At 33.2% G+C, this 24,984-nt stretch carries 28 protein-coding genes; 24 read left to right on the top strand and 4 right to left on the bottom strand.

All coding sequences use genetic code 11. The annotated features are described in order from the left end of the window. Positions 1–151 precede the first annotated feature (151 nt). The 8 genes from QZQ55_RS02960 to nth all read left to right on the top strand — a co-directional run bounded on the left by QZQ55_RS02960 (position 152) and on the right by nth (position 4,126). Positions 152–658, top strand: coding sequence for a flavodoxin family protein (locus QZQ55_RS02960; RefSeq protein ID WP_295089698.1), 507 nt, complete (start codon positions 152–154; stop codon positions 656–658). Beyond that, positions 651–1,199, top strand: coding sequence for a hypothetical protein (locus QZQ55_RS02965; RefSeq protein WP_295089701.1), 549 nt, complete (start codon positions 651–653; stop codon positions 1,197–1,199). The genes QZQ55_RS02960 and QZQ55_RS02965 overlap by 8 nt, the downstream gene beginning before the upstream one ends. 108 nt (positions 1,200–1,307) lie before the next feature. After that, positions 1,308–1,580, top strand: coding sequence for an HU family DNA-binding protein (locus QZQ55_RS02970; protein ID WP_022424200.1), 273 nt, complete (start codon positions 1,308–1,310; stop codon positions 1,578–1,580). 66 nt (positions 1,581–1,646) lie between these two features. Beyond that, positions 1,647–2,177 carry a zinc metallopeptidase gene (locus tag QZQ55_RS02975; RefSeq protein ID WP_295089704.1) on the top strand — a complete coding sequence of 177 codons (531 nt, stop codon included), beginning with the start codon at positions 1,647–1,649 and terminating at the stop codon, positions 2,175–2,177. After that, positions 2,131–2,361, top strand: a complete 231-nt coding sequence (locus tag QZQ55_RS02980) for a zinc metallopeptidase (RefSeq protein WP_295089707.1) — start codon at positions 2,131–2,133, stop codon at positions 2,359–2,361. The genes QZQ55_RS02975 and QZQ55_RS02980 overlap by 47 nt, the downstream gene beginning before the upstream one ends. A gap of 58 nt (positions 2,362–2,419) precedes the next feature. Continuing rightward, on the top strand, positions 2,420–2,914 hold the full coding sequence (locus tag QZQ55_RS02985; protein WP_295089710.1) for a hypothetical protein: 495 nt from the start codon (positions 2,420–2,422) through the stop codon (positions 2,912–2,914). Further along, positions 2,911–3,498 (top strand): DnaD domain-containing protein, encoded by a 588-nt coding sequence (locus QZQ55_RS02990; RefSeq protein WP_295089712.1) that lies wholly within the window; start codon positions 2,911–2,913, stop codon positions 3,496–3,498. The genes QZQ55_RS02985 and QZQ55_RS02990 overlap by 4 nt, the downstream gene beginning before the upstream one ends. Further along, entirely contained in the window at positions 3,491–4,126 is a 636-nt protein-coding gene (nth, locus tag QZQ55_RS02995; RefSeq protein WP_295089715.1) for an endonuclease III, read from the top strand. Before QZQ55_RS02990 ends, nth begins: the two co-directional genes overlap by 8 nt. Before the next feature lie 55 nt (positions 4,127–4,181). Here the strand turns inward: nth and QZQ55_RS03000 are convergent, their stop codons facing one another. Both QZQ55_RS03000 and recU read right to left on the bottom strand, forming a co-directional pair. Next, positions 4,182–6,845, bottom strand: a complete 2,664-nt coding sequence (locus QZQ55_RS03000) for a transglycosylase domain-containing protein (RefSeq protein WP_295089718.1) — start codon at positions 6,843–6,845, stop codon at positions 4,182–4,184. Further along, entirely contained in the window at positions 6,842–7,441 is a 600-nt protein-coding gene (gene recU, locus QZQ55_RS03005; protein ID WP_295089721.1) for a Holliday junction resolvase RecU, read from the bottom strand. Before recU ends, QZQ55_RS03000 begins: the two co-directional genes overlap by 4 nt. Before the next feature lie 120 nt (positions 7,442–7,561). Between recU and QZQ55_RS03010 the strand changes: the two genes are divergently transcribed. Next, on the top strand, positions 7,562–8,479 hold the full coding sequence (locus tag QZQ55_RS03010) for a D-alanyl-D-alanine carboxypeptidase family protein (protein WP_295089724.1): 918 nt from the start codon (positions 7,562–7,564) through the stop codon (positions 8,477–8,479). A 16-nt stretch (positions 8,480–8,495) separates the two neighbouring features. Here QZQ55_RS03010 and QZQ55_RS03015 read toward each other — a convergent pair whose 3' ends face one another. After that, positions 8,496–9,116, bottom strand: coding sequence for a TetR/AcrR family transcriptional regulator (locus QZQ55_RS03015; protein ID WP_295089727.1), 621 nt, complete (start codon positions 9,114–9,116; stop codon positions 8,496–8,498). Positions 9,117–9,370: 254 nt separating this feature from the next. On the opposite strand from QZQ55_RS03015, the gene QZQ55_RS03020 reads away from it, so the two are divergent. The 10 genes from QZQ55_RS03020 to QZQ55_RS03060 all read left to right on the top strand — a co-directional run bounded on the left by QZQ55_RS03020 (position 9,371) and on the right by QZQ55_RS03060 (position 21,392). After that, positions 9,371–10,366, top strand: a complete 996-nt coding sequence (locus tag QZQ55_RS03020; protein WP_295089729.1) for an L-lactate dehydrogenase — start codon at positions 9,371–9,373, stop codon at positions 10,364–10,366. Positions 10,367–10,481: 115 nt separating this feature from the next. Next, entirely contained in the window at positions 10,482–11,195 is a 714-nt protein-coding gene (locus QZQ55_RS03025; RefSeq protein ID WP_295089732.1) for a hypothetical protein, read from the top strand. 56 nt (positions 11,196–11,251) lie between these two features. Then, positions 11,252–12,655, top strand: coding sequence for a TrkH family potassium uptake protein (locus QZQ55_RS03030; protein WP_295089735.1), 1,404 nt, complete (start codon positions 11,252–11,254; stop codon positions 12,653–12,655). Between the two features lie 11 nt (positions 12,656–12,666). Further along, positions 12,667–13,341 carry a TrkA family potassium uptake protein gene (locus tag QZQ55_RS03035; protein ID WP_295089738.1) on the top strand — a complete coding sequence of 225 codons (675 nt, stop codon included), beginning with the start codon at positions 12,667–12,669 and terminating at the stop codon, positions 13,339–13,341. A gap of 43 nt (positions 13,342–13,384) precedes the next feature. Continuing rightward, entirely contained in the window at positions 13,385–15,145 is a 1,761-nt protein-coding gene (locus QZQ55_RS03040) for a hypothetical protein (protein ID WP_295089741.1), read from the top strand. Positions 15,146–15,241: 96 nt separating this feature from the next. Next, positions 15,242–16,681 (top strand): proline--tRNA ligase, encoded by a 1,440-nt coding sequence (gene proS / locus QZQ55_RS03045; RefSeq protein WP_295089744.1) that lies wholly within the window; start codon positions 15,242–15,244, stop codon positions 16,679–16,681. A 345-nt stretch (positions 16,682–17,026) separates the two neighbouring features. Beyond that, on the top strand, positions 17,027–17,128 hold the full coding sequence (locus QZQ55_RS10840) for an SsrA-binding protein (RefSeq protein WP_363128269.1): 102 nt from the start codon (positions 17,027–17,029) through the stop codon (positions 17,126–17,128). A 130-nt stretch (positions 17,129–17,258) separates the two neighbouring features. Continuing rightward, complete coding sequence (locus QZQ55_RS03050) at positions 17,259–17,741, top strand: hypothetical protein (RefSeq protein WP_295089746.1); 483 nt, start codon at positions 17,259–17,261, stop codon at positions 17,739–17,741. Positions 17,742–18,092: 351 nt separating this feature from the next. Then, a complete protein-coding gene (locus QZQ55_RS03055) occupies positions 18,093–18,338 on the top strand; it encodes a potassium transporter TrkG (protein WP_295089749.1) in 246 nt (81 codons plus the stop codon). A 117-nt stretch (positions 18,339–18,455) separates the two neighbouring features. Then, a complete protein-coding gene (locus QZQ55_RS03060; protein WP_295089752.1) occupies positions 18,456–21,392 on the top strand; it encodes an LTA synthase family protein in 2,937 nt (978 codons plus the stop codon). A 9-nt stretch (positions 21,393–21,401) separates the two neighbouring features. Here QZQ55_RS03060 and QZQ55_RS03065 read toward each other — a convergent pair whose 3' ends face one another. Then, a complete protein-coding gene (locus QZQ55_RS03065; RefSeq protein WP_295089755.1) occupies positions 21,402–21,980 on the bottom strand; it encodes a pentapeptide repeat-containing protein in 579 nt (192 codons plus the stop codon). A gap of 77 nt (positions 21,981–22,057) precedes the next feature. Between QZQ55_RS03065 and QZQ55_RS03070 the strand changes: the two genes are divergently transcribed. Genes QZQ55_RS03070 through QZQ55_RS03090 form a run of 5 tightly spaced genes read left to right on the top strand, consistent with a single transcriptional unit; the run spans position 22,058 to position 24,969 of the window. Beyond that, entirely contained in the window at positions 22,058–22,885 is an 828-nt protein-coding gene (locus QZQ55_RS03070) for a pyridoxamine kinase (RefSeq protein WP_295089758.1), read from the top strand. 1 nt (position 22,886) lies between these two features. Then, positions 22,887–23,531, top strand: coding sequence for a TatD family nuclease-associated radical SAM protein (locus QZQ55_RS03075; protein WP_295089759.1), 645 nt, complete (start codon positions 22,887–22,889; stop codon positions 23,529–23,531). Positions 23,532–23,534: 3 nt separating this feature from the next. Continuing rightward, positions 23,535–24,269 carry a tyrosine-protein phosphatase gene (locus QZQ55_RS03080; protein WP_295089762.1) on the top strand — a complete coding sequence of 245 codons (735 nt, stop codon included), beginning with the start codon at positions 23,535–23,537 and terminating at the stop codon, positions 24,267–24,269. 52 nt (positions 24,270–24,321) lie between these two features. Next, positions 24,322–24,699: an MG284/MPN403 family protein gene (locus QZQ55_RS03085; RefSeq protein WP_295089765.1), complete on the top strand. Its 378-nt coding sequence runs from the start codon at positions 24,322–24,324 to the stop codon at positions 24,697–24,699. Between the two features lie 45 nt (positions 24,700–24,744). Further along, the gene (locus tag QZQ55_RS03090) at positions 24,745–24,969 is read left to right on the top strand and encodes an acyl carrier protein (protein ID WP_215656692.1); all 225 of its coding nucleotides are present in this window, start codon (positions 24,745–24,747) and stop codon (positions 24,967–24,969) included. Positions 24,970–24,984 lie beyond the last annotated feature (15 nt).

Genomic DNA, 24,984 nt, shown 5'->3' on the forward strand with positions numbered 1-24,984 from the left:
CGGAAGTTAAGCATCATAACGGCGACGATAGTGTGAAGACGCGACAATAGCAAGCTGCCAGGTCCTTTTTTTTTATGCCTTCCTGCGGGAAGGCTTTTCTTATTGAATTTGTTCATATCTTCTTGTAAAATTATTTTAGGAGGCGATATCTATGAAAAATATAGTTATTACAGATAAAGATATTCCTTTAGAACTTTTTAAAGAAAGCGTTGTAGTCAATCTTAATAATATTAAATATAGTCCTTGCACAGGCGATTATACTTGTCTTAAAAAGAGGATTCCATGTCGTTATCACGATGATATTTCAATAATCAACCAATGGATTGGGCAGGCTTCTCTTATTATATTAGTTACACATATTTATAGTGGATGTTTTGATACACCTCTTAAATCCTTTATAGAACGCAATATTTCTTCATATGAGCCTTATTATACAACAGTAGATGGCACAATCTGTCATGCGGCTTTGGCTCAGCAATCAAAGAAAATCCTTCTTATAGGCTATGGTGATATATCTGAACAAGAACAGAAGATGTTGATGAATTATTTAAATGACTCACTTCTAGGTTATTTTATTTCTTCTATTAATACTTATTTTTGTACAGAAGAAGATTTAGTTAACTCACTTAAGACATTTGGAGGTGTTGATCGTGGATAATATTCTTATAATCTTATCGGGTCTCATTTATACAAATAAGATCATGTATAATCAAGCCGGTAAGCTTTCACATTATCTTAAAGGAAATGTATCAATCAAAACATTACAGGTAATAGAAGCAAAAGATGTAGAAGAGAATAATACAATTATCTTTATGTTCCCTATTTCATCACAAACAATACCTTCCTGCATGCTCGACTATATGAAGAATAATGAAAAATTGATGAATCATAAAACAATTTATAGTGTAATCTACTGTGACGAATATGAAGTTGATTATTGTGATTATGCAGACGAAATATTATCACTTTATTGTAAGAACACTCATGCCAATTATAAAGGATTTTTAAAGGTTGGAGCTTACTTTTTAATCAATCATATTCCTTATAAATGGCGTGTCGCAAATACCTTAAAGTCCTTTGCATCAGATATTAGAAAAGAAAAGGAAAGTGCTCTAGATATCACGTTTTTTTCTAAAAACCAGTTCATAAAACAAGGAAATAAGTTCTGGGAAAAGGCTTATAGATCTAAAAAAGAGTAATTCATTTTATGTCCTTTATTACGTGCTTTTTTTGTATTTTATCTCTTGAAATGATATGTAGATTTTGATATACTACTCAAGGATAATTTATTAGGAGGCATTACAGAAGTGAATAAAAAAGAATTAATTAATATCGTTTCTGAAAAAAGAGATTTAACAAAAAAAGACGCTGAAATTCTTGTGAATACAGTTTTTGATACGATGGTAGAAAGTATGATTGATGGTGATAAAGTTCTTATTTCTGGCTTCGGCACATTTAAAATTAATCACTGTCATGAACGTAAAGGCGTTTCACCAAAGACTAAGGAACCTATTATCATTCCTGCTAGTCGTACAGTTTCTTTCAAACCAAGTAATAGATTAAAAGATGCAATGAACTAATGCATCTTTTTTGTTTATATACAGTTAATATATTTCATGTATAATAGTTTACAGGAGTTGATGAAAATGAGTTATTATTTAATGACAAATCCAGGATATATGCTTGGTACTATCTTAGTAGGTATTGCGATGGTATTCTCTCTATATTGTCAGGCAAAGATTAAGTCGACATATGCGAAATATCGTTGTAAACCAAATAGCCGTGGAATTACAGGGGCACAGGTTGCAAGAGAAATATTAGATTCTCATGGTATGACACATGTTCCTGTCTATGAAGTAAAAGGGGAATTATCTGATCACTTTGATCCTTCCAATAATAGTGTCAGTCTTTCTAGTGATATTTATCATGGTACAACAATTGCCTCTTGTGCTGTTGCAGCTCATGAATGTGGTCATGCTATTCAATATCATGAAAATTATATGCCAATCAGAGTAAGAAATGCGATTATTCCATTATGTAATGTAGGTAACTATTTAGGATGGATTGCGATTATGATAGGGCTTGCTTTAGGTTCTACAAAGCTTGCTTTCTTAGGATTCTTCTTAATGTGTGGTATTTTTAGCTTTCCAGATTATTACATTACCAGTAGAAATTAACGCCTCTAAAAGAGGACTTGCGATATTACAAGCACAGTATCTAAATGAAAACGAATATGCTGGCGCATGGCAGATGCTTTATGCTGCTGCATTGACTTATGTTGCTGGTGTATGTGCAACTCTTGCAAGTATGTTAAGAATTCTATTTATGATTTTAAGCAGTTCTAATAGAGATTCAAATTAACGAATCTCTTTTTTTTTGGACCTAAATGCGCTATAATAGTGACACTATGGAGGTCAATATGAATTATAATAATAAGAAAGACAATAATTGGATATATGGTGTAGTTATCGCATTATTAGTGGTCATTCTTGTCTTTGTCTCTTTCTGTATGTTGAACATACATGTCCCTTATTTCAATCGTGAAAATAACATCGCATTAGAAAGAAACAAGATTATTAATAAGTATAAGCTTAACTATGATGATTATTTCAATGAATATAACAGCTCTAAGACCTACTATATCATTCGTATTAAAGATAAGAAAAAAAAGGAAGTATATCAGGTCTACAATACTCAATATAAATTAGTAGATTCTTATAGTGGTTCTGTTGTAAAAAAGAAAGATGTCATTCAAACAATCAATAATGAATATAAAGTAAATGTCACTGATTTAACAATTGGATATGAAAATGGAGATCTTGTTTATTTTGGTAAATACCAGGACGATGATCATCTCTATTATTTCTATTATTCTTTAGATGAAGGAAAGTTCGTGAAATATTATCGCCTATGAGTACACAAATACTTACAGATTATCAATGTATAGACTTTAAGAAACTTCTTTTGTTGAAAGGGAAGTCTATAGGACTAACAGACCAAGAAACACATATATTATTATTGATGATGACCTTGAGTGAATTAGGGGTAAGACCTATTTATCCTCAAAAAGTGGCTGAATTTTCTTCATTATCTATTAAAGAAATTGATGATATCATGATAGGTCTTGTAGATCGTCATTATCTAGATAGAATTAATTTAAAAATTGATTTTAAACCTTTAGAAAAGCTATTACTTGGAATAAAGGTTGAAAAGAAGGAAGAAGTAAACCTTGTAGAAGTATTCGAAGATGCTTTTGGACGTACAATGAGTACTTTGGATATTGAATATATCAATCAGTTTAAAAGAACTGGTTATGATGATGAGATGATTGTGTCTGCTTTAAAAGAAGCCGTAAAGTCGAATGCCCTCTCTTTTAGATATGTAGAGAGAGTATTAGAAAACTGGGCTCATTCTAAGAACTATATTAAGAAATATCAAGAAGAAGAGCCAGAAGTCAGTGAAGAAGTAAGAAATTATAACTGGTGGGAAAATGATTAAAACAAAACAAGATAGAATACTCAATACATTTGATGAGATGTTTCCTGATGCACGTTGTGTGTTGAATCATTCTAATAACTTAGAATTGCTTGTGGCAGTCATGTTGTCTGCCCAGACAACAGATGAATCAGTCAATAAGCTCACATCGCATCTTTTTCAAAAATATAAAACAGTAGATGATTATGCGGATGCATCATTACCTGAATTGGAGTCAGATCTTCATTCTATAGGGCTTTATAGAAATAAGGCAAAGAATATCAAGGCTATGGCTGAGACTCTTCAGGCACGCTTTAATGGCGTTGTACCAGCATCTCATGATGCTTTAATATCATTACCAGGAGTAGGAAGAAAGACTGCCAATGTTGTTATGGCGGAAGGATTTGGTTATCCAGCTATTGCGGTAGATACACATGTTGAACGTATCTCTAAAAGACTTGGATTTGCGAAACCAGATGATACAGTCTTTACTGTAGAAAAGAAATTAATGAAAACTATTCCTAAGAATAGATGGATCAAAACACATCATCAGATGATCTTCTTTGGAAGATATCACTGTAAGGCAATGTCACCTCATTGTAAAGAATGTCCTTTAGTAGATATATGTAAAGAGAAGAATAAGAAGCTCTAAGAATCCTTTGGGCTTCTTTTTTAATACACAAAAAAGGATTCCATTTGGAATCCTCTTAATCTTCATTTTGACCTTCTGCTGTCTGTACTGTAAAACGGATAGAACCAATATATTTAGATTCACCATTAGAGTTCTTTTCAGTAAAAGTAATCACATATGATCTACCATTTGATAAACCACTGATTGTCGCACCACTACCACAGTTTAATGTCTGACTATTACCATTACATGAAACTGTCATTGTATGACCGCTAGGACCAGATGTGCTGATATTGACAGATGTTGCTGAAATAGTAGAACCATTTGCAACTGCTGCACCGTTCGCACTGACACTAAATTTTGCAGTACCTAGTTCACTTGTTCCACTACTAGTTAATCTTACTGACTTCTTATTAGAAGTTGTGTCACTACTCTTTAGTTTATAATAACCAGTTACTGTATAAGTCTTTCCTGATTCAGCATGATATTCAAGTGTACCGCTTGTTGAAGATAATGTTTCAGTTCTAGAAGAAGAACCATCACTGATTTCTACAACACAGCTGATCTTACCTTCAAATTCAGGATCATAAGAACCAAATGTAACAGAAATTGAATTATTGGAATTTAAAGAAGCATTAAATGATGTTAATTCAGGCACTTTATATTCATCTGCATAAGAAGAACCATCATCCACACCACTAGGACCATGCCCTTTGACAAACCATGCAGTCATAATCTTTTCTGATGGTGTAGAAGAACTTGGAGATACATAAGGATATGCACCCTTAACCATACGAGCCTGTTCTACACTGCTAGGTGTTTCGTAGCTATTCTGTAACTTACGAGTTGCAAGCTTCTTCGCAATCTTTGCCGCAATAGTCTTTGCATCATTCATACCACTTGCAAGATACTTATGTTTCTTTGTAGATATTTCTCCTGGGAAACCATTCCAGCAAGCCCATGCATAATCTGGTGAATAAGCACATAACCAATGGTCTTTGTCCTTACCAGCGAGTGCAGGGATAGTAGAATCGAAGTTTGAAGTACCAGTTTTAGCACCAATCTGACTTCCAACATTAAATGCTGAGTAGCTTCCATTGCTCTTTACATAGCTTGTCATAACCTGACGAAGTAAGAAAGCAGTAGAATCTTTCATGCCCTCACTTGCCTGTTTCTGGATATTATCATCAACATTGATTGTTTCACCAGTTGTATTAATGACAATCTTCTGGATTGTATGAGGTTTGATATAAGTACCACCATTTGAGATTGCTGCATAAGCGGCTGCCTGCATTGTAGGAGTTGTACCATATTTCCATCCACCGATGGCATAGTTCAAGTTGAAATCTTCATCGCCCATGTTATAACCAAGGCCCTTTAAGAAGCTTATAACCTGATTATTACCAACTTTTTTCACAACACTATTTAAAGTATGAATGGCTGCTAAGTTCCAGGAATTTGCGAGTGCATCTTCTAGAAGTACATCATTATGGTAGTTGTTATCCCAGTTCTTTGGATGCCAGCTGCCTTGAGTGAACTCTGAGTCATCTACTGTATGTCCACTAGACCAGTTCAGATATTCAAATGCAGTTGCATAGTCAATAATAGGTTTAATTGAAGAACCTGGCTGTCTTCTGTTTTTTAATGTATAAGCATAATCTAGATAAGTTGCATCTGAGTTATTCGCACGATAATTCTTTGCAGACATAAGACCGATAATACGTCCAGTTTTTGATTCAAGTACTGAAGCAGCCGCCTGCATATCACTATCAGTAAATTTATAATTCTTGCTTAATGATACATCATCAAGATACTGCTGCATATCCTGATCCATATATGTATAGATTGTCATCTTAGTTTTGTTAGGATCATAACCTAGCTCTTTTACTTCCTGTGTAACACGATCAACATAAGAAGCATATTTGCCATTTGTCTGAATTGGATCATTCTTTAAAATGTTTTCTACTTTTACATTCTTTGCATCGTCTCTCTCTTTTGCAGTGATGTATCCATGATCATGCATTAAGTTAAGAATGATATTTCTTCTTTTTGTTGCAAGAGTTAAATTCTTGAATGGGTCATATGAGACTGGTGAGTTAATAGTACCAGCAAGTAATGCAGCTTCTGGTAAAGTTAACTGATCAGGACTCTTACCAAAATAATAATAGCTTGCCCCATAAATACCAATGGAACTATTTGCTTTACCGAAATAGATCTTATTGAGATAAAGTTCGAGTATTTTCTGTTTAGTAGTCTGCTGAGTTGCTTCAATTGAAAGGATGATTTCTCCAACCTTTCTTTCAATTGTCTTCTCTTCATCAGGGTAATATGTCTTCTTGATGAGCTGCTGAGTAATTGTAGAACCACCTGCAACAGTACGGTGTGCTAAGATATTTGTCATAAATGCTTTGATAATACGTGGAATATCAAAACCATTATGTACAAAATAACGTGAGTCTTCTGCAGAAATAACAGCATCAATCATTACTTCAGGAATATCATCATAACTTACATATTTCCCGATTGAACTGCCATACTTGTAATAGGTTTCTCCATCTTGAGAAACCTGAGAAGAGTAGGAAGTTGTTGTAAGATTATCAATATCAAAATTGCTGATTTGCTGATAAATCTTGAATCCAAGGTAACCACTACCGCTCGCTACAAGAACACATAATGCGATAATACATATTTTGATTGTTTTTTTTATTTGTTTTGCGTCCTTGGTTGATTGAACTTTCATAAAGTGTCCTCCTTAAGGTAAAATTCATCGATTACATCTAAATAAGCCAGTCTAGGCTGGTAGCCCTGCTTAATAAGATGTCCACTTTCTTTCACTTCATCATAACTTATATGTTGCTTCTTGTCATGAAAAAAGCGTTCTATCATAATTGAAGCATCCAGTAAATAGACTTCGCCCACAGATGTGAAGGCAATAATAATAAAGGCAATTCCTCCATGACGCTGTACACGTTCAAGATGATTGATCTGATGCTCTGAAATATTACGAAAAGGAAATCGTAATGATTTGGTTTCTTTGGCTTCAAAATCAATATATCTGCCTTTATAAATACCATTATAATCCGTAGTAGATGGCGCCTGGTAATATGCCTCAACTATACGGGCTTTATTTCGTGAAGGATAATCGACTTTTACAATCTGGATAGGTGTCGGCTTTTTATAGATGACAGCCTGATCAACAGATAAGTAATAGGTGTTAGATAGGTTGATGTCTTCTTCCAAACTCATTCCACGAAAAGCAGTATAGTGCTTATTTGTAGAATTCTTAGGAATGGACACATTAACCGATGCCTTTTTCAGGTTGGGATAATTAACCATACTATTTCTCCTTTACCAAATCATTATAACATATTATCATTCAAAAAAAATGAAAAATGATGGAAGAAGATTGATGAATAGGTTTAAAATAGTTATTATGTTTCGAAGAGGTGATAAAAAATGAAATATCGTAAATGGATTGGAATGATATGTGCTGCATTCATGCTTTGTGCATGTACTTCAAAGCAGCCAGAAAAAAAGAAAACAAATACAATCTCGCATACCGCAAAACAAAAAGAAAAGAAAATCAAATCCATCCCTCAGCCAGCACTTAATACAGAAGAAGTGTCTGCAGTTGTGATGGATGCAGAATCAGGAAAGGTGTATTATGCGAAAAATGAACAGGAATCTCGTTATCCTGCTTCTACAATTAAGCTATTAAGTGCACTTGTCGCAATAGAGTATTATAAAGATGATGATCTTCTTACTACAAAGAATATTATGTCTTTACCAGATCGTGTGTTTGTCTATACTGAACCTGTTCATGATGGTGAACAGATTCCTTTTAAAGATGTTATTCGTGGCATGCTTTTAAAAAGTTCTAATGAAATGGCTCTCACCCTCGCTGAAAACTATCAAGGTGGTTATGATGCGTTTATTAGTGCAATGAATAAGAAAGCTAAAAAAATAGGCTGTAAAAAGGTAGAAGTTTCTAATCCTCATGGACTAAGTTATGCAGAGAAAGGATGGCTTAAAGAAACATGCAGTACAAAAGATATGGCACTTATTGCGAGTGCATTTTATAAGAATAGAGAATTAAGAAATATTATTTCTACGCCAAACTATACTTTTGAATCAAATCAATATCGTACAATGCAGAATGTCAAGATGACCCAGCAAGATTCTCCATATTATGATGAAAGGGTCATTGGTGGTAAGACAGGCTTTACTAATCTTGCGAAAAGATGTTTAGTCACTTATTCTAAAGTAAAGAATAAAACAATCATTACAGTTGTCTTTAAAGAAAATACACGTGAAGAAACTTATACGGACACTAAAAAGCTTCTTGACTATGTAAGTGAAGTTTTAGCAGCATAAAAAAATGCTGCTTTTTTTAAGCAGCATGAAGTAAGGTACGAATTAAATCATAAAGATAAGGTTTATATTCTTCAATAGGACAAGGAATTCTATTTACTATACAGCTAAAGCAAGTTGATCCAACGAGTTCTACAATAGTAAAGAATGTAATATCGATATTTTTAATATCTAGATTCTCTTTTTGAACGCCATCTTTGAACAATTCATAAAGACTCAAATGATCTGTTTCTTCTAGAATCTTTGTAAGTTCCTGAGAATAAACACCAAGAGATAAATCTTTATTCATTAAAGTGAGGATTGTTGGATTAGCAACAAGATCATTAATAACATGATCAATAATAAATATTAAAGAATCTGCAAAATGAGTAATCTCATTATGTTTTTTTAACTCTTTCATTGCATTATCGAAAAGTTCGCTACTGATTTCCTGAACTATCTGATTTCTAATATCATATTTATCTTTAAAATATAAATAAAAAGTACCTTTTGCGACTTTTGCTTTATTTACGATATCAGAAATAGATGTATTATTAAAATTCTTTTCAGCAAATAGCGTAGATGCACTTGCTAGAAGACGTTCCCTTTTTTCTTCTTTATTTTTCTCTATTTTAGATTTTATATCAGTCAGAGCATGCATATAAATACCTCCACTTATAATTATACTAGTAGTTGACCAAAAGTCAATTTTTACCTTTGGAAGCAAAAAAATAAATTCATTGTGATGAATTCGCTTACACTTACATTCTTTGAAACAATGAAAACGTATTCATCAAAAAAGCTTGGATTTATCAACTAAATTTAAATAATTTTTTTTATTTAAAACGCAAATATTTTATTGTATTTAGGAAATGATTATACTATACTTCTAGGTATAGGAGAGTGAAATGAATTATGGCAATGACAGATTATTTAAATGATATGCCTGCTCAGGGTAACCGTAAGGTTGTTCTAGTTGGTACAGGTTTTGTAGGTATGAGTATGGCTTATACTTTAATGAACCACAAGGGTATTGATGAATTAGTATTAGTAGACGTTAATACTGAAAAGGCAGAAGGGGAAGCAATGGACTTAGTTCATGGTTTACCATATGCAAGCGGTAAATTAAAGGTTTATGCAGGTGATTATTCTGACTGTGCAGATGCAAACGTTATCGTTGTAACTGCTGGTGCTGCTCAGAAACCAGGTCAGACAAGACTTGAATTAGTTGCAATTAACACAAAGATTATGGCTTCAGTTGGTAAGTCTATTAAAGAATCAGGATTCAATGGTGTTATTGTAGTAGCATCTAACCCATGTGATATCATGACTTACGTAATGCAGAAGGCTACAGGTCTTCATCCATACCAGGTTCTTGGTTCAGGAACTATGCTTGATACAGCAAGATTAAGATATGAAATTGGTAACTTCTTCGAAGTAAACCCAGCTTCAGTTCATGGTTATATCATGGGTGAACATGGTGATAGCTCATTCGTATCTTGGACAAACGCTTATATCGGATGCAAGTCACTTCTTGAAGTTGTAGAAGAAAGAGGAGTTCCATTTGACCAGTTACAGAGAATCTACGAACAGGTTAGAGATGCAGCTTATGAAATCATCAACAAGAAGAGAGCTACTTACTATGGTATCGGTATGTCTCTTGCTAGATTAGTAGATGCAATCTTAAACAACGAAAATACAGTTCTTCCATTATCATGCTACCTTGAAGGTCAGTATGGTCATGAAGGTTTATATATCGGTGTTCCAGCAATCATCAACAGAGCAGGTATCCGTGAAATCTTAACATTACCTTTAACTGAATCTGATCAGGAAAAATTTGACAGATCTTGTAATACTTTACAGGAAATCATTGATACTACTGTAAACCCTATTCTTGAAGGAAAAGCATAACATTGATTTTCACTTAAACTCCTAGGCTCGCGCCTAGGAGTTTTTTTGGTTAACATAAAATTAAGGCCCATAACCGTCTAAGTGTGATATAATACTTAAACTAGGAGGAAATTTCATGAATAATAATGAATTTGAATACAGTGAAAAAACAAAGCGCCGTGTTAGAATTTTTAAAAGAATCTTATCTTTTATTGTTCTTATTCTTGCGATTGTGACAATGGTTGCTTTATTCTATGTAAAAAAAGAAAAAATACGTGTGCGATTGTTCTTCTCACTATTACAATATATTGCGATGAGTATCATATTGATCTCACCAAGACTCTTGAAGAAGTTTGCAAACTTTGAAGTGCCAGTTGAAGTACATATCAGTGTTACAGCCTTTGCTTTTTTAGGATTAGTACTTGGGGATGGCTTAAACTTCTATGGAAAAATAGCCTGGTGGGATTCATTACTTCATTTCACTTCAGGAATCATTCTTTCATTTATCGCTTTATGGTTGTTACAGATGTTAGTCATGCGTACTAAATATCTATTTATGCATCGTGCCTTATTATATATATTTGTTGTTGCCTTCTCGCTTGCTGTAGGGGCTATATGGGAACTATGTGAATATACAGTGGATGATATCTTCCATACCAATAACCAGCAATATATGGCAACAACACGTGCAACAATTGTATCAAGTGATGATGAACCATTAGAAGGACATGAAGCACTTGCTGATACTATGAAGGATCTTGCACTAGATCTTGCAGGTGCTATTTTAGTTATTGGTTATGAGTGTTCTAAAAAAGAAATTACACAATATTATGTTTCTAAGAAAGACTAGTATTGGAATTGTCACATCTTGGTGTTAGAATAGATGCGATTATAGGAGAAATATTTATGAAAGATATTGTTTTAGCTAAAAGAAAGCATTCTGGTCATCTTTCTGCACCAAAGAAAGTATCTCTTTCTTTCCTTGCAGTTATTATAATTGGTGCTATATTACTTTCTTTACCATTCGCAAATAAACATCATGCAGCAAGTTTTCTAGATAACTTGTTTATCTCAACTTCGGCTGTATGCGTAACAGGGCTTTCACCCTTAACTGTTGTAGATCAATATAATTTATTTGGGCAGATTGTTCTTATCATACTTGTACAAATTGGTGGTCTTGGATTCTTGACTTTCTTATATCTGTTCTTGTTTCTTGCAAGACAAAGAATTACATTAAGTCGTAAACTTGTTTTTACTGAAGCGCTTAATCAGAATTCTTTAAACATGCTTCCAAGATTACTTAAAACTATTTTTATCTATACAGTCACTATTGAAGTGATTGGTACTATTTTCCTTTCAATGTTCTTTATACCACGTTTAGGGACATTAAAAGGAATCTATTATGGTATATGGCATTCTATCAGTGCATTTTGTAATGCAGGATTTGATTTATGTGGTTCAACATCACTTATTGCCTATAATACAAATCCTATCATTAATTTCATTGTTCCATTTGAAATTATCATGGGTGGATTAGGTTTTATTGTTGTATTAGATATTCGTGATAAATATATTAAAGAAAAAAGAAGATCATCAAGTTTTTCATGGCATCATCTTTTTGGCAGTTTTGCTTTACATACAAAAATTGTGTTAGTGATGACTGTGTCTTTAATCGTAGTAGGGACATTATTATTTTTTGTGATGGAATTCAACAATCCATTAACTATTGGTAAAATGAATCTTCAGGATAAACTTGTTGTATCATTCTTCCAATCAGTGACAACTCGTACGGCTGGATTCTCTACTGTTGATATGTATTCACTTAATAGAATCACAAAAATATTAATGTGTTCGCTTATGTTTATTGGTGGTTCTCCTGCATCTACTGCTGGAGGTATTAAAACAGTTACTTTTGCACTTGTATTATTATTAATGAGAACAACCTATCGTGGTATTGAAGAAACAACTGTATTCCAGCGTCGTATTAAAAAAAGAATGCTTGTAAGAGCTTTTTCTATCTTTTTCTTAGGATTGATGCTTTGTATTGTTTCATCATCCATCATGCTTGTAACAGAACCTAAACAGGATTATTTGAATATCCTGATGGAAGTATTCTCTGCATTTGGTACAGTAGGCTTGAGTGCTTCTGTGACTCCTGCTTTAAGCATAGTAGGAAAATGTATAGATATACTTTTAATGTATGCGGGACGTATAGGTCCAATTTCATTAATGATCTTATTTACTAAACGTTCACATGATACGAACGTAAAAGAATTTAAATATCCAGATGAGGATGTACTTGTTGGCTAGGAGGAGTAATTATGAGTAATAAACCAAAACAGGTAGCTATTTTAGGATTAGGTATCTTTGGATGTACACTTGCTGAAACATTAGAAGACTTTGGAGTAGAAGTTCTTGCGGTTGATATCGACCCAGTATGTGTTGGTAGAATTAAAGATAATGTCACAAAAGCAATTGTCGCAGATGTCACTGATCGTGAACAATTATTAGAACTTGATATCAATACATTTGATGTTGCAGTTGTAGCTATTTCTAAACACTTTGAAGAAGCGGTATCATGTACACTATTATTAAAGGAATTAAATGTCCCTTATGTTATTGCGAAAGCACGTACAAAACGTAAGAAAATCATCTTAGAAAAAGTAGGGGCTGATCGTGTCATCAATACTGAAAAAGAAATGGCTTATAAGCTTGCTAAACATTTATTAAGACGTTCTATTGTTGATTTAGTAGAACTTGATGAAGAATATTCTATTGTTGAAATTAAAACACTTAAGGATTGGGAAGGTAAAACACTTTCTAATGTTAATATTCGTCGTGTTTATGGCATGAACGTTGTAGGAATCAAGCCTCAGGGTTCACCTAAGATGACAATGGACTTTAGCGCTGATTATATTATTCAGCCAGGAGATCATTTCCTTGTTGTAAGTAAAACAAAAGAAGTAGAAAAATGGGATTTTCTCACTAAGGAATAGCAAAAGGCTATTCCTTTTTCTATAATGGTAATAGGAGGATATTATGAACCTATTACAACTTACAATAGAAACATTTGATAAGAATGTTGAGACTGACTTCACTTCATTAAAGAATCATTTAAATTATATTGAAGATCATAATACAGTCGTCAATGGTCTCACATTCGCTTTTTTTGGTTTGACAGAAATTATTATTAAGAGAGTTTATCTTACATTTGAACAGAATAATGGCACACATACCATTGAACGTATGTACCAGTCAGGAAAATGTATTCTTCAATGTGATGGTCTAGAAGATGAAGAAGCACAACAACATATCCAGGATATTTTAACTATGAATTATAATCAGTTCATGCAGCAGTTCATCATGCCTTCTTCATTTATTCATGGCTGGATCCAATCACCCAAAGAAGAAATGATGCGTTCTTTTTTATCTACAAAACCAGTGATTACAAGTGAAATCCCTATAGTTATCCAGCAGATTAATGAAACAATGGAATTCTTAAACAGCTATGAGGACTATCAGAGCGCCCGTGCTTATATCACTAAGAATAAACCTTATTTATCTTTATACTCTAATCATCTTGATTCATTAGAGAATAATTTAATGGATAAGAAAAAGAAGGTCCTACGTGAAATAGAACTTGTCACTGAACTAGATGATATGGAAAAGAAGGCCGCTATTAGAAAGAAGCAGCAGCAGACCATCGATAAACGTCGAGAAGGATTAAATGAGCTCTCATTACTTTATGATGAGTACTTACTCTCACAGGACCACCTATTTGATTTGGAACAAGCCTATAGTCGAGCTGTCTATCTTTATGGTAGTGAAAACGATGACTATATGCGTATGTATCATCATTATATGAATAGTATTGCAGGTATACTTGCTAAGGACTTAAAAGAAGGAATACCTTGTCCTGTATGTGGCTCTCTTCATCATCCTAAACCTTGTTTAATAGAAGGAAGAGAAGTATCTCAAGAACTTCTTTTTAAAAAAGAAACAATATTAGAAAAAACAAGAGAAGACCTAGAAAAGAAACGCATAGAAAAAGCAACTTATATGGTGCGTCATCAAAGACTCATTGAAAAGATTATTCAAAAGAAAAAAGAACTTCATATTACAGAAGATATCTCTAAAGAGATGTTTATTAGAGAACTCAGTGTTCTTAATACAGATTATTTATCTCATTATAAGAAAGATAAGAAACTCCTAGATGAGATTGGGTATCTTCATAAACTAGAAAAACATCTTCCAGCACTTAAACAGGATTATCATGAGATATTACTAGCTATTGAAGAAGTAAAAGAAGAATATCTCACATTAGAAGAAAAAATCAAGCATGCTGAAATGTTCTGTGATGACATCATTCAAAAATATTCTTTTATTATTTATGTAGATGACCGCTTTATTGAAAACAAGAAGAAGGAATGCCTCAATAATCAGAAAATTCTTACATTACTTCATAAACAGACAGTTCCTCTTGAAGAAGATATGACACCATTTATGAACCAGATGATGGAGAGGGCAAATTGCTTATTAAAAGAAATCACGCATGGTTGTTTGGAACTTGTGCTCAAAGATGACAAGCTATATCTTAAACAAGATCATCAAATATCTTTAGTACAGGATTCTTCAATGATTGGCTTATGTACAATTGTTTTAGGATATAGTCTATCTTCTTTGATTTCACATCAGAATATCTTATTTATTAATTACCCATTACAAGATAATTATCGAGAAACAATGCTGAAGGCACTATCATTATCACCTTGTTTTTCAAGACTCTATATCGCAAAATAAGTGATTATAACACATTATTATCATCATGATTTGGATTAATCCTTTTCATTTTCACAAAAATAGTTATAATATTATCGTACAAGAGAGGAGAAAGTTATGGCAAAAAATAATATTAAAAATGATGCAATTACACCAAGAGACGTTGATTTTGCTCAGTGGTATACAGATGTATGTCGTAAAGCAGAATTAATGGATTACTCTAGTGTAAAAGGATTCATTATTTATCGCCCATATGGTTATGCTTTATGGGAACAGATTCAGAGTTATATGGATAAGAGATTTAAGGAAACAGGACATCAGAATGTCTATATGCCTATGTTGATTCCTGAATCTCTATTAAATAAAGAAAAGGATCATGTAGAAGGATTTGCACCAGAATGTGCAGTTGTTACTAAAGGTGGTTTGGATGATTTAGAAGAACACTTAATCGTTAGACCTACTTCAGAAACATTATTCTGTGAACATTATGCTAAGATTGTAAATTCTTATCGTGATCTTCCAAAGAAATATAACCAGTGGTGTTCAGTTGTAAGATGGGAAAAGACTACTAGACCATTCTTACGTGGCTCTGAATTCTTATGGCAGGAAGGTCATACAATTCATGCTACTGAAGAAGAAGCACGTTCTGAAACATTGATGATGAGAGATATCTATGAAGAAACTGCAAGAGAATTATTAGCTATCCCAATGTTAACAGGACGTAAAACTGAAAGAGAAAAATTTGCAGGTGCTGAAGAAACTTATACTATTGAAGCATTAATGCATGATGGTAAAGCTCTTCAGTCTGGTACATCTCATTACTTCGGTCAGGGATTTGCGAAAGCATTCAACATGACATTCCTAGATAAGGATAACAAGTTAAAGCATGTTTATCAGACATCATGGGGTGTTTCTACAAGATTATTAGGTGCAATCATCATGGTTCATGGTGATGACAATGGTCTTGTTTTACCACCTAGACTTGCTCCAACACAGGTTGTTATTATCCCAATTCAGCAGAAGAAGGCTGGCGTACTTGAAAAAGCAGATGAAATTGCAGCACAGTTAAAAGCAGCTGGTATGAGAGTAAGTGTAGATGCAAGTGATAAATCACCAGGATGGAAGTTCTCTGAAGCAGAAATGCGTGGTATTCCAGTACGTATTGAAGTAGGACCACGTGATATTGAAAACGGTCATTGTGTTGTTGTAAAACGTAATGATGGTGTCAAGACTCAGATGGACTTAGATGAAAACCTTCCACAGGCAATTCATGATACATTAGAAACAATCCATAAGGAAATGTATGATAAGGCAGCAGCATTCTTAAATAGCCATATTACTCGTGTAAATACTTTAGAAGAAGTTGGTCAAGTATTAGATGAAAAGGGTGGCTATGTCAAGATGAACTGGTGTGGTGAAGAAGCATGCGAATTAAAGATCAAGGAACTTTATCAGGCTACTTCACGTTGTATCGATGAACATGAAGAAGCAGATGGCGTATGTCCATGCTGTGGTAAAAAAGCAAAACATATAGTTTATTTTGCAAGAGCATATTAATAAAATGAATCTCAACAAGAATTTGTTGGGATTTTTATGTTTTTTAAATAGATTGACTCTTTAAGGGGTGATGTCTAAAATATGCATATTATAGTTGTTGGCTTAGGAAAAGTCAGACATCCTATCACACAATACTTATCAACAGAAGGCCTTGATGTGGTTGTTATCCGTGGAATGCACATTACAAAATGGAATACAGCAAACGAGTATGACGTCGATGAAACACGTGAACGTGTTCTTCTGGCTCGCAAATCATAAATTCGCAAACTGCTTGCGAAAAACCAGCAGGATAGTATCACACTGGTTCCGACCGCTGTCACATACCACAACGGATAAATCAAAGTCATCGTTGGCATCTGTAAAGGCAAGAACAATTATGACAAACGTCATGCCTTGAAAGAGAAACAGACCAAACGTGACATTGCACGTTCTATCAAACAATATTAAGTTATCGTACAACACATATCTTTTATTATAAAGATATGTGTTGTATAATTGAATTATCAGAAAACAATCAAACTCAGAAAGGAGCATTAACATGGTACTTGATAACATGAAATTTACAGACAAAGAATCTTTGACCTTTGTTCCCATTAAATTGATTAATACATTCTGTCATTTCTTAGATGTGGAACATCCAGAGGTTGACTTTAAATGCATCAAAGCTAAAGACATCCAGCGTAACCCTGAACTTCGTAAAAAATACCGACCATATCAGGAACAGTGCCGGAAGGCTTTCATTCAGGCTGGGTTCGAAGATAATATCGAAGCTGACGGATATGACGGTTTCATCTCAAACATCGACCCGGAATGGTTGTTCAATCGTATTTGTACATTCTTTAAACCGGATGTCAATCCTATCGCCTATGAATACATGGAACGTTCATTTGGCCATTATGACCCTGATAACGATGATAGAATCTTACCGACCATCTGGCGCAGTCGTTTCAACGTCATTGGTAGCGGTGAACAGTGTGATCAACTTGAAAACTTAATCGAAAACTGTAATTTAACAAACGATGACCTTGCACTTATTCTGCAGACATTAGAATTAAAATAAAGCTCTGCAATGCAGAGCTTTATTTTTTAAAACTTAGGAGAACAATGAATTATGAATAATCATATCAGACATTGGACACGTGAAAATATTAATGATGCCATTGAAAATGGTACATTTCTTGATTATATCATCACAGACGATACACTTGTTTGCTAAACTGGTATGGATGAAGATAGGATTAATGGGTAAACAGTTAGGTGTAAGAAAAGCTATTGTAAAAGTGAATCGCACACCTCTTAAACTAATTGCAGATCATTACCTATAGATACAATTGTTGATTCAAAATCTATTTCTGCATCACAGATTGTTGGATATATCCGTTCTAAAGAAAATAATGATATCGATTAAGGCTTGAGAACACTCTATAAACTTGCTGATGATGAAGTGGAAGCCATGGAGTTTGTAGTTCATTTTACATCTGCATTTACTGCTGTTGCTACATGTTTAAATAATGTTGGCCCAGGATTAAATATCGTTGGTCCGATAGGTAACTTCTCAAGTCTAAGTGCCTTTTCTAAGCTTGTACTTAGCTTTGATATGCTTGCAGGAAGATTAGAAATATGCCCGATGTTGATGATTTTTTCTAAGACATTATAGAAGTAGGGACAATTATCATGTCCCTTTTTTTTATGCATTTTTATTGCATTGTTTAATGTTATTTTTTTGTTAAGATGATATAATGTTTAGCGTTAGATAAAAAAAGGAGTAAATAACTTGAAAAAGACACATACAGCGCATCTATCTTTAATAATAGGGACTCTACTGATGCTTCTTGATCAGCTCTTTTGGACATCCCATGCAAAACAGATCAATATAAGTAAAGTAGGTACTTTAATGAGTACTATCCAGGTCCAGCATACCATCACACTTATAGGGCTAGACCTTGTTATTATATCTTTAGGATATATTTATTCTAAAAAAGAAAATAGTCTTGCAGAAGCACTTAAACTATGGCTTTATACAGTTGTTGTAGGACTCATCTCTACAATAGTTTGTTTTTTGCTTACCAAAAAAATCGATACAAATGCAATCTATTCAATCTTCTTACCAATAATTAGAAATGTATCACCTGTAATCACCGGTGTTATTCTCTCTTTGATTTGTTATCCATTTATGAAGAAGGTAAACCATCGCTATTTAAAATGGATTCTTTTAGCACTTCTTCTTTTACCAACACTAAGTGGTATTGACTCACTAGGATTAAGTGATGGATATAGTATTCCATTCACATTTATATTATTTTATCTAGGTGTAATCGAAGCATCAGAAGAAAAACATTTTTCAATCATTTCTTTAATTCTTCTTTGTTTAATGAACGTGCTATGTGTCACTATGATGCCATTGTGTTCTAAGATTGTACATGGAGATATGTCCACTGCATTACGCTTTACTACATCTACTTCATTCTTTGAAGTAATGATTGCTATTTATTTTATTCGTCTTTTAAGAAATGTTCCATTTTTCTCTAATAAATGGTCTTTTATGCGCTATATTCCTATTGCTTCTCTTGTCTTAATTGGAGCAGGACGATTAGAAAATATCATATCCTGGAATGAAGATCTTGTAGGAACATCATTTAATAAACTGTTTAGACTAAGTGCATTAGAAGCTTTAGTCATTGTCTTTGTCATTTTCTTAGTCACATTCCTTATTAAACAGCTTCCACAGATTAAAACAATAGTTAACTCAATAGAAGAACATTTTAGTGACTTTGAATTAAGTAATGAATGGTTAACTAAAGAATCTCGATTGATCAAGCAGTATTTAAAGAATCATAGAATCAATATCATTATGCTGCTATGTGCTTACATTCTTTCTTATGCATCATTTATCGCAATGAATACAAGTTACAATATTGAAATCAATGCGATAGAAACATACAATATCTTCTGGTACACACTCTTTGCAAGACAATTCTTTGTCTTACTTAACGCGCTCATGCTTGTCTTAGTAGCACGTTTCCTTACGGCTATTACAAGACATTATTGGGTATCTGTCTTGATTACTGGTTTTGCTCAGATTGTTATTACAGTAGCCAATCGCTTGAAGGTTATTTATCGTGAAGAACCAATTATTCCAGGAGACCTTGCAATGATTAAAGCCTGGAAGAGTTTACTTGGAATGATGGGTAAAAATATCATTATTGCTACTATTGTCTTAGTAGTTCTTGTAGTTATTTTAATTATTTATTTAGAAAAGAAGCATCCTTATCTAATTCATATGTCTCTTAAAAAGAGCATCATCTGGGTTCTTGTAACTTCTATATTCTTTAGTGGTACACTTCTTTTCAATCATGAAGGTTCTTATGTCAGCACGTTAATGCGTGATCTAGGAGATCAACCTTATTTCTTTAATCAGCTATTTGGTGCAAAAGTTAATGGACCTCTCTTACAGTTCCTCAATAATATTGATGTTTCTGTTATGGATGAACCAGAAAATTATAGTAAAGAAACAATGACACAAATCTATAAGAAATATGCACAAGAATCTGCTAGAATTAATAAGCGAAGAAGAAATGACTGGGATGATCAGATTGTAGTTATGGGATTATCAGAAAGCTTTGCTGATCCATATCGTATCCCTGAACTTACTCTTGCAAATGATCCTATTCCTTATATTAGAAGTTTAATGAAAACAACGACTTCGGGACTTATGTATAGTACAGGTTATGGAGGAGGAACAGCTAATATGGAATATATGGCTTTAACTGGTTTAAATCAGGGGTTCTTCTCTGCTGCTTTAACACCTTATACGCAGCTCGTAACAACTCAAAATCATGCCTATGCTTTTTCTCGTCTATTTAATCAGGCGGTTGCGATTCATCCATATATTGGTGTTTATTATAGTCGTCAAACAGTTTATCAAAACTTTGGCTTTAATAAGTTTATGTATTTGGGGTCTAAATATCCAATCAAACACCAATCTTCTATTGAGCGCAGTGCTTATTTATCAGATGAAACAGCTTATGCAAATACAATAGATGAAATTGTAGATGCTCAAGCTAGTAAATTCATCAACCTAGTCACTATGCAGAATCATCTGCCGTATGACAACAATTACTACAATGGTAAAGAAAAATATGCAGCAAGTGGTAATGCAGTCACTAATGACTATGTGAGAGGAATGGTTGAAGAATATGTGATGGGACTTCATCATACAGATGTTGCAGTCAAGAACTTTATTGAAAAGATAGATAGTATCAATAAGCCTATTACATTTGTCTTCTATGGTGATCATCTGCCTGGTATTTATTGGGATACAAACAATAATGCTGTTCTTCATCAGACAGATTATTTTATCTATTCTAATAGATATGCAAGAAGACATTTTGGTAGAAGAATCTATAAACAATATGATCTTGTAGCACCTACTGATTTTATGTCCCTCGTACAAAAACAAACCTTAACTAAAACAACACCCTATAGTGCATTATTAGAAAAGGTTCTAGATGAATTACCTGTTATAACTACAAAAGCCGCAGCAGGTTCTAAAGAAGAATCTGATGCAGCTTTGATTAATGATAATGGAGAAATAATCAAATATAACGATCTTTCATCATCACAAAAAGAATTATATAATGACTATAAGCTTGCCCAATATGACATGACAGCAGGAAAAAATTATCTTGAGAATATGAATTTCACTAAATGAGGCATTTTATTATGCCTCTTTTATTTTTATATTCAACAAATGTATAAAAGCAGATGATTGTATTTCATCGATGATTGCACCACTCACATCCTGGGGCGTTGTTTCAATAGCTTCAACAAGACATGTTGATAAATCTATATTCTTAAGTGATGCATGAAGGAATGTTGTTTGAATCATTCTGCATTCCTTATATTTTGTTTTAGTCAATGTAGTATCCTGAAAAATAGCCTGATTCAAATCACAGTTATTAAATAATGTCTCTCTATTTCTCATAAAAGAGAAATTTGCGAAATGACATAGACAATCATTAAAAATAACATGATCAAAACTTGATTCAGAAAAATCACTTCCTAATAACTTGCAATTATTAAACTGCACCTGTCTGAACATGCAGTTATTAAATTTGATATTTGATAAATCACATCGATTGAACACTGTCTGATAAAAATAACAATTCTCAAATATAATATCCTGAGTTGTTATATTATCAAACTGACATTGATGGAAATCACTCTGTCGATATGTTTCCTCTATTAGCCAGTCATTCTGATATTTTTCAGCCACTAATTTGTTTTCATTAAAATCCATTCTATTCACCTCATCTCTATTATATCTTTATTGAAAAAAAGTGTCGATATGATAAAATACTTGTACGAGGTAAGACTATGAGACAAAAAAGAATGGCTTTAATCAATGACATAACAGGCTTCGGAAGATGTTCTATTGCGGTTATGGCTCCAATTATATCAACTATGCGTATTCAGGCTGTACCAGTACCTACAGCTATATTATCAACCCATACGCAGTTTCCTGTATATCACTTTGATGATTATACTAAACATATGCCTGAATATATTCAGACATATAAGGATTTGAAACTAGAATTTGATGGTATTGCGACTGGTTTTCTAGGTTCAAAGGAACAAGTAGAAATCGTTATTGATTTCATTCAATCCTTTAAACGTAAAGAAACATTTGTCTTAGTAGATCCAGTTATGGGAGACCATGGACATTTATATGCGACATATAGTAAAGAAATGGCAGAGAGTATGAAGAATCTTGTTCATTATGCAGATATTCTCACACCTAACCTGACAGAACTAGTAACACTACTTGATCGTGACTATCCTGAAGTCATTCCTTCCAAAGAGGAATTAGGACAAATGTGTCATGAACTTTCATTAAAGGGACCACAGATGATTGTAGTAACAGGAATACCAATAGACGCCTCACATATTATGAATTTCATTTATGATCATGGTAAAACGTCAAGTATTATTGTGGATCGTATTGGACCAGATCGTAGTGGAACAGGGGATGTTGTATCAAGTGTTATTGCGGGAGGCTATTTAAATAATCATTCTTTCTATGATTGCGTACAAAAGGCAACTGAATTCTCATCTCAATGTATCGCCTATAGTGAAGAAATAGGGACACCTACTTATTATGGCTTATGTTTCGAACAATATTTAAGTGAATTAGGAGACTTTTAAAATGACTATTTTATATACACTTTACAATAATACTTATATTGATCTTTCACATTTAGACTCTACTAAAGGAGTAACATGCTATGTTAATACAACTAACCGTTGTCCATGTGCATGCACATTCTGTTTAAGACAGACAAAAGAAATGATGGAAAACAATTCTTTATGGTTGAAGGAAGAGCCTTCTAAAGAAATGATTATTGAAGAATTCAAGAAGTATGATCTCAATGATTTCAAAGAAATTGTTTTCTGTGGATTTGGTGAACCAATGGAAAGATGGGATGATATCAAAGAAGTCATTGATTATATCCGTAATATTAAGAAAGATATGAAAATTCGTATTAATACCAATGGTTTAGCGAATGATATTTATGGTAGAGATGTCACTCCAGAATACAAAGGACGTTTTGATACAGTCTCTATCTCGTTAAATGCCCCTACAAAAGAAGAATTCTTAGAACTCACTCGTTCTAAGTTTGGTATCTCTTCTTTTGACGATATGCTTGATTTTGCGAAAAAGTGTAAAGCTTATGTTCCAAATGTTGTATTAACTGTTGTTGATATTATTGGAGAAGAAAAGATTAAGGCATGTCAGAAAATTACAGATGAAATAGGTGTTACATTAAGAGTAAGACCTTTTGAGGAGTAGAATATGCAATATATGACAAGTGAAGAGCGTTTAATCGCTTTAGATAAGATGACAAATACAAGGGATCTAGGTGGATATGAAACACAGGAAGGCTATTATACAAAAAGCCATCATTATATTCGTGCTTCATCACCAGCAAATGCAACTGATGAGGATCTAGAAAAGCTTTATGATTATGGTGTACGTGTCACTATTGATTTACGTTCTGATTTTGAAAAACAGGCTCAGCCATCACCATTTAAAGATTATCGTGATGTAGAAAATATTGAAATCAATTTAATGGATGATGCAGTCGTAAAGGTAGTGCCTAGTGAAGTTAAGGAATATAAGGATCTTGGTGGTGTTTATATTTATATGTTAGAAGCACATCAGAAACAGATCAAAGCTGTCTTTGATGTATTTAAGGATCATCTCTATGAAGGTGTCTTATTCCATTGTAGTGCAGGTAAAGATCGTACAGGTATTATTACAGCATTACTATTAGAACTTGCAGGATGTCATGATCATGATATCGTTAAGGACTATAGTGAATCATATGCTAACAATCAGGAAATTATCGAAGCACTTAAAGAGATGATGGATGAAGAAACAGAAAGTTATCTTACATCTTCACCACGTTATATGATGATTTTCCTAGATTATCTAAGAGAACACTATGGCAGTGCGAAAGCTTACCTATATCATATTGGTATGTCTGAAGAAGATATTGAAGATATTAAACAATCTTTTATTATTTAATGAGAAAAAACACCACTTATGGGGTATATACCCTATAGGAGGTGTTTTTTTTATGACAAAGAAAGAAAAAATAAGAATTATTAGATTGTTGCTAAAACAATATGGGAAGGACAAGAATATACTCAACTCATTAAACCAGGCAAACTATTATCCTTCTATCAACTATGAGGACTATTATCAAACATCTTCTTCCTCTAAAGAAGATTATTTAATTAATAGAATACACTTAAAACAGGAACTTACCAAACGAATTATCTTTATAGAAAAGTCACAATCCATTATTGGTAATGAGTATTATCATATCATACTAGAAGATTATTTCTACGAACATAAGCATTGGTGGAAGACATGTTATTCTCGTGCAACTTATTACCGACGCCAGGAAGAAGCTATTAATGCATTTTTTGATTATGTGACAAGTATATTGTAATTTTGGGGATTGTTGTATTATAATTGATGTTGTGAGGTGAACAACATGAACTATTTTGATAAAATCAAAGAAGCTTTAAGCAGCAAATTAAAAGGCAAGGAACTAACATTAGATTCTAACTTAAGAGACCTTGGTATTGATTCTCTTGATGTTGTAGACTTAATTATGGATTTAGAAGAAGAATTAGGAATTGAATTCTCTGATGAAGAATTAATGTCTATTCATACAATGAAGGATGTATGTGATTTAATTGATAAAAAGAAGGCATAAAAAAAATCCAGACAA

This window comes from uncultured Catenibacterium sp. (assembly GCF_900540665.1).
Classification (GTDB): Bacteria; Bacillota_I; Bacilli_A; order Erysipelotrichales; family Coprobacillaceae; genus Catenibacterium.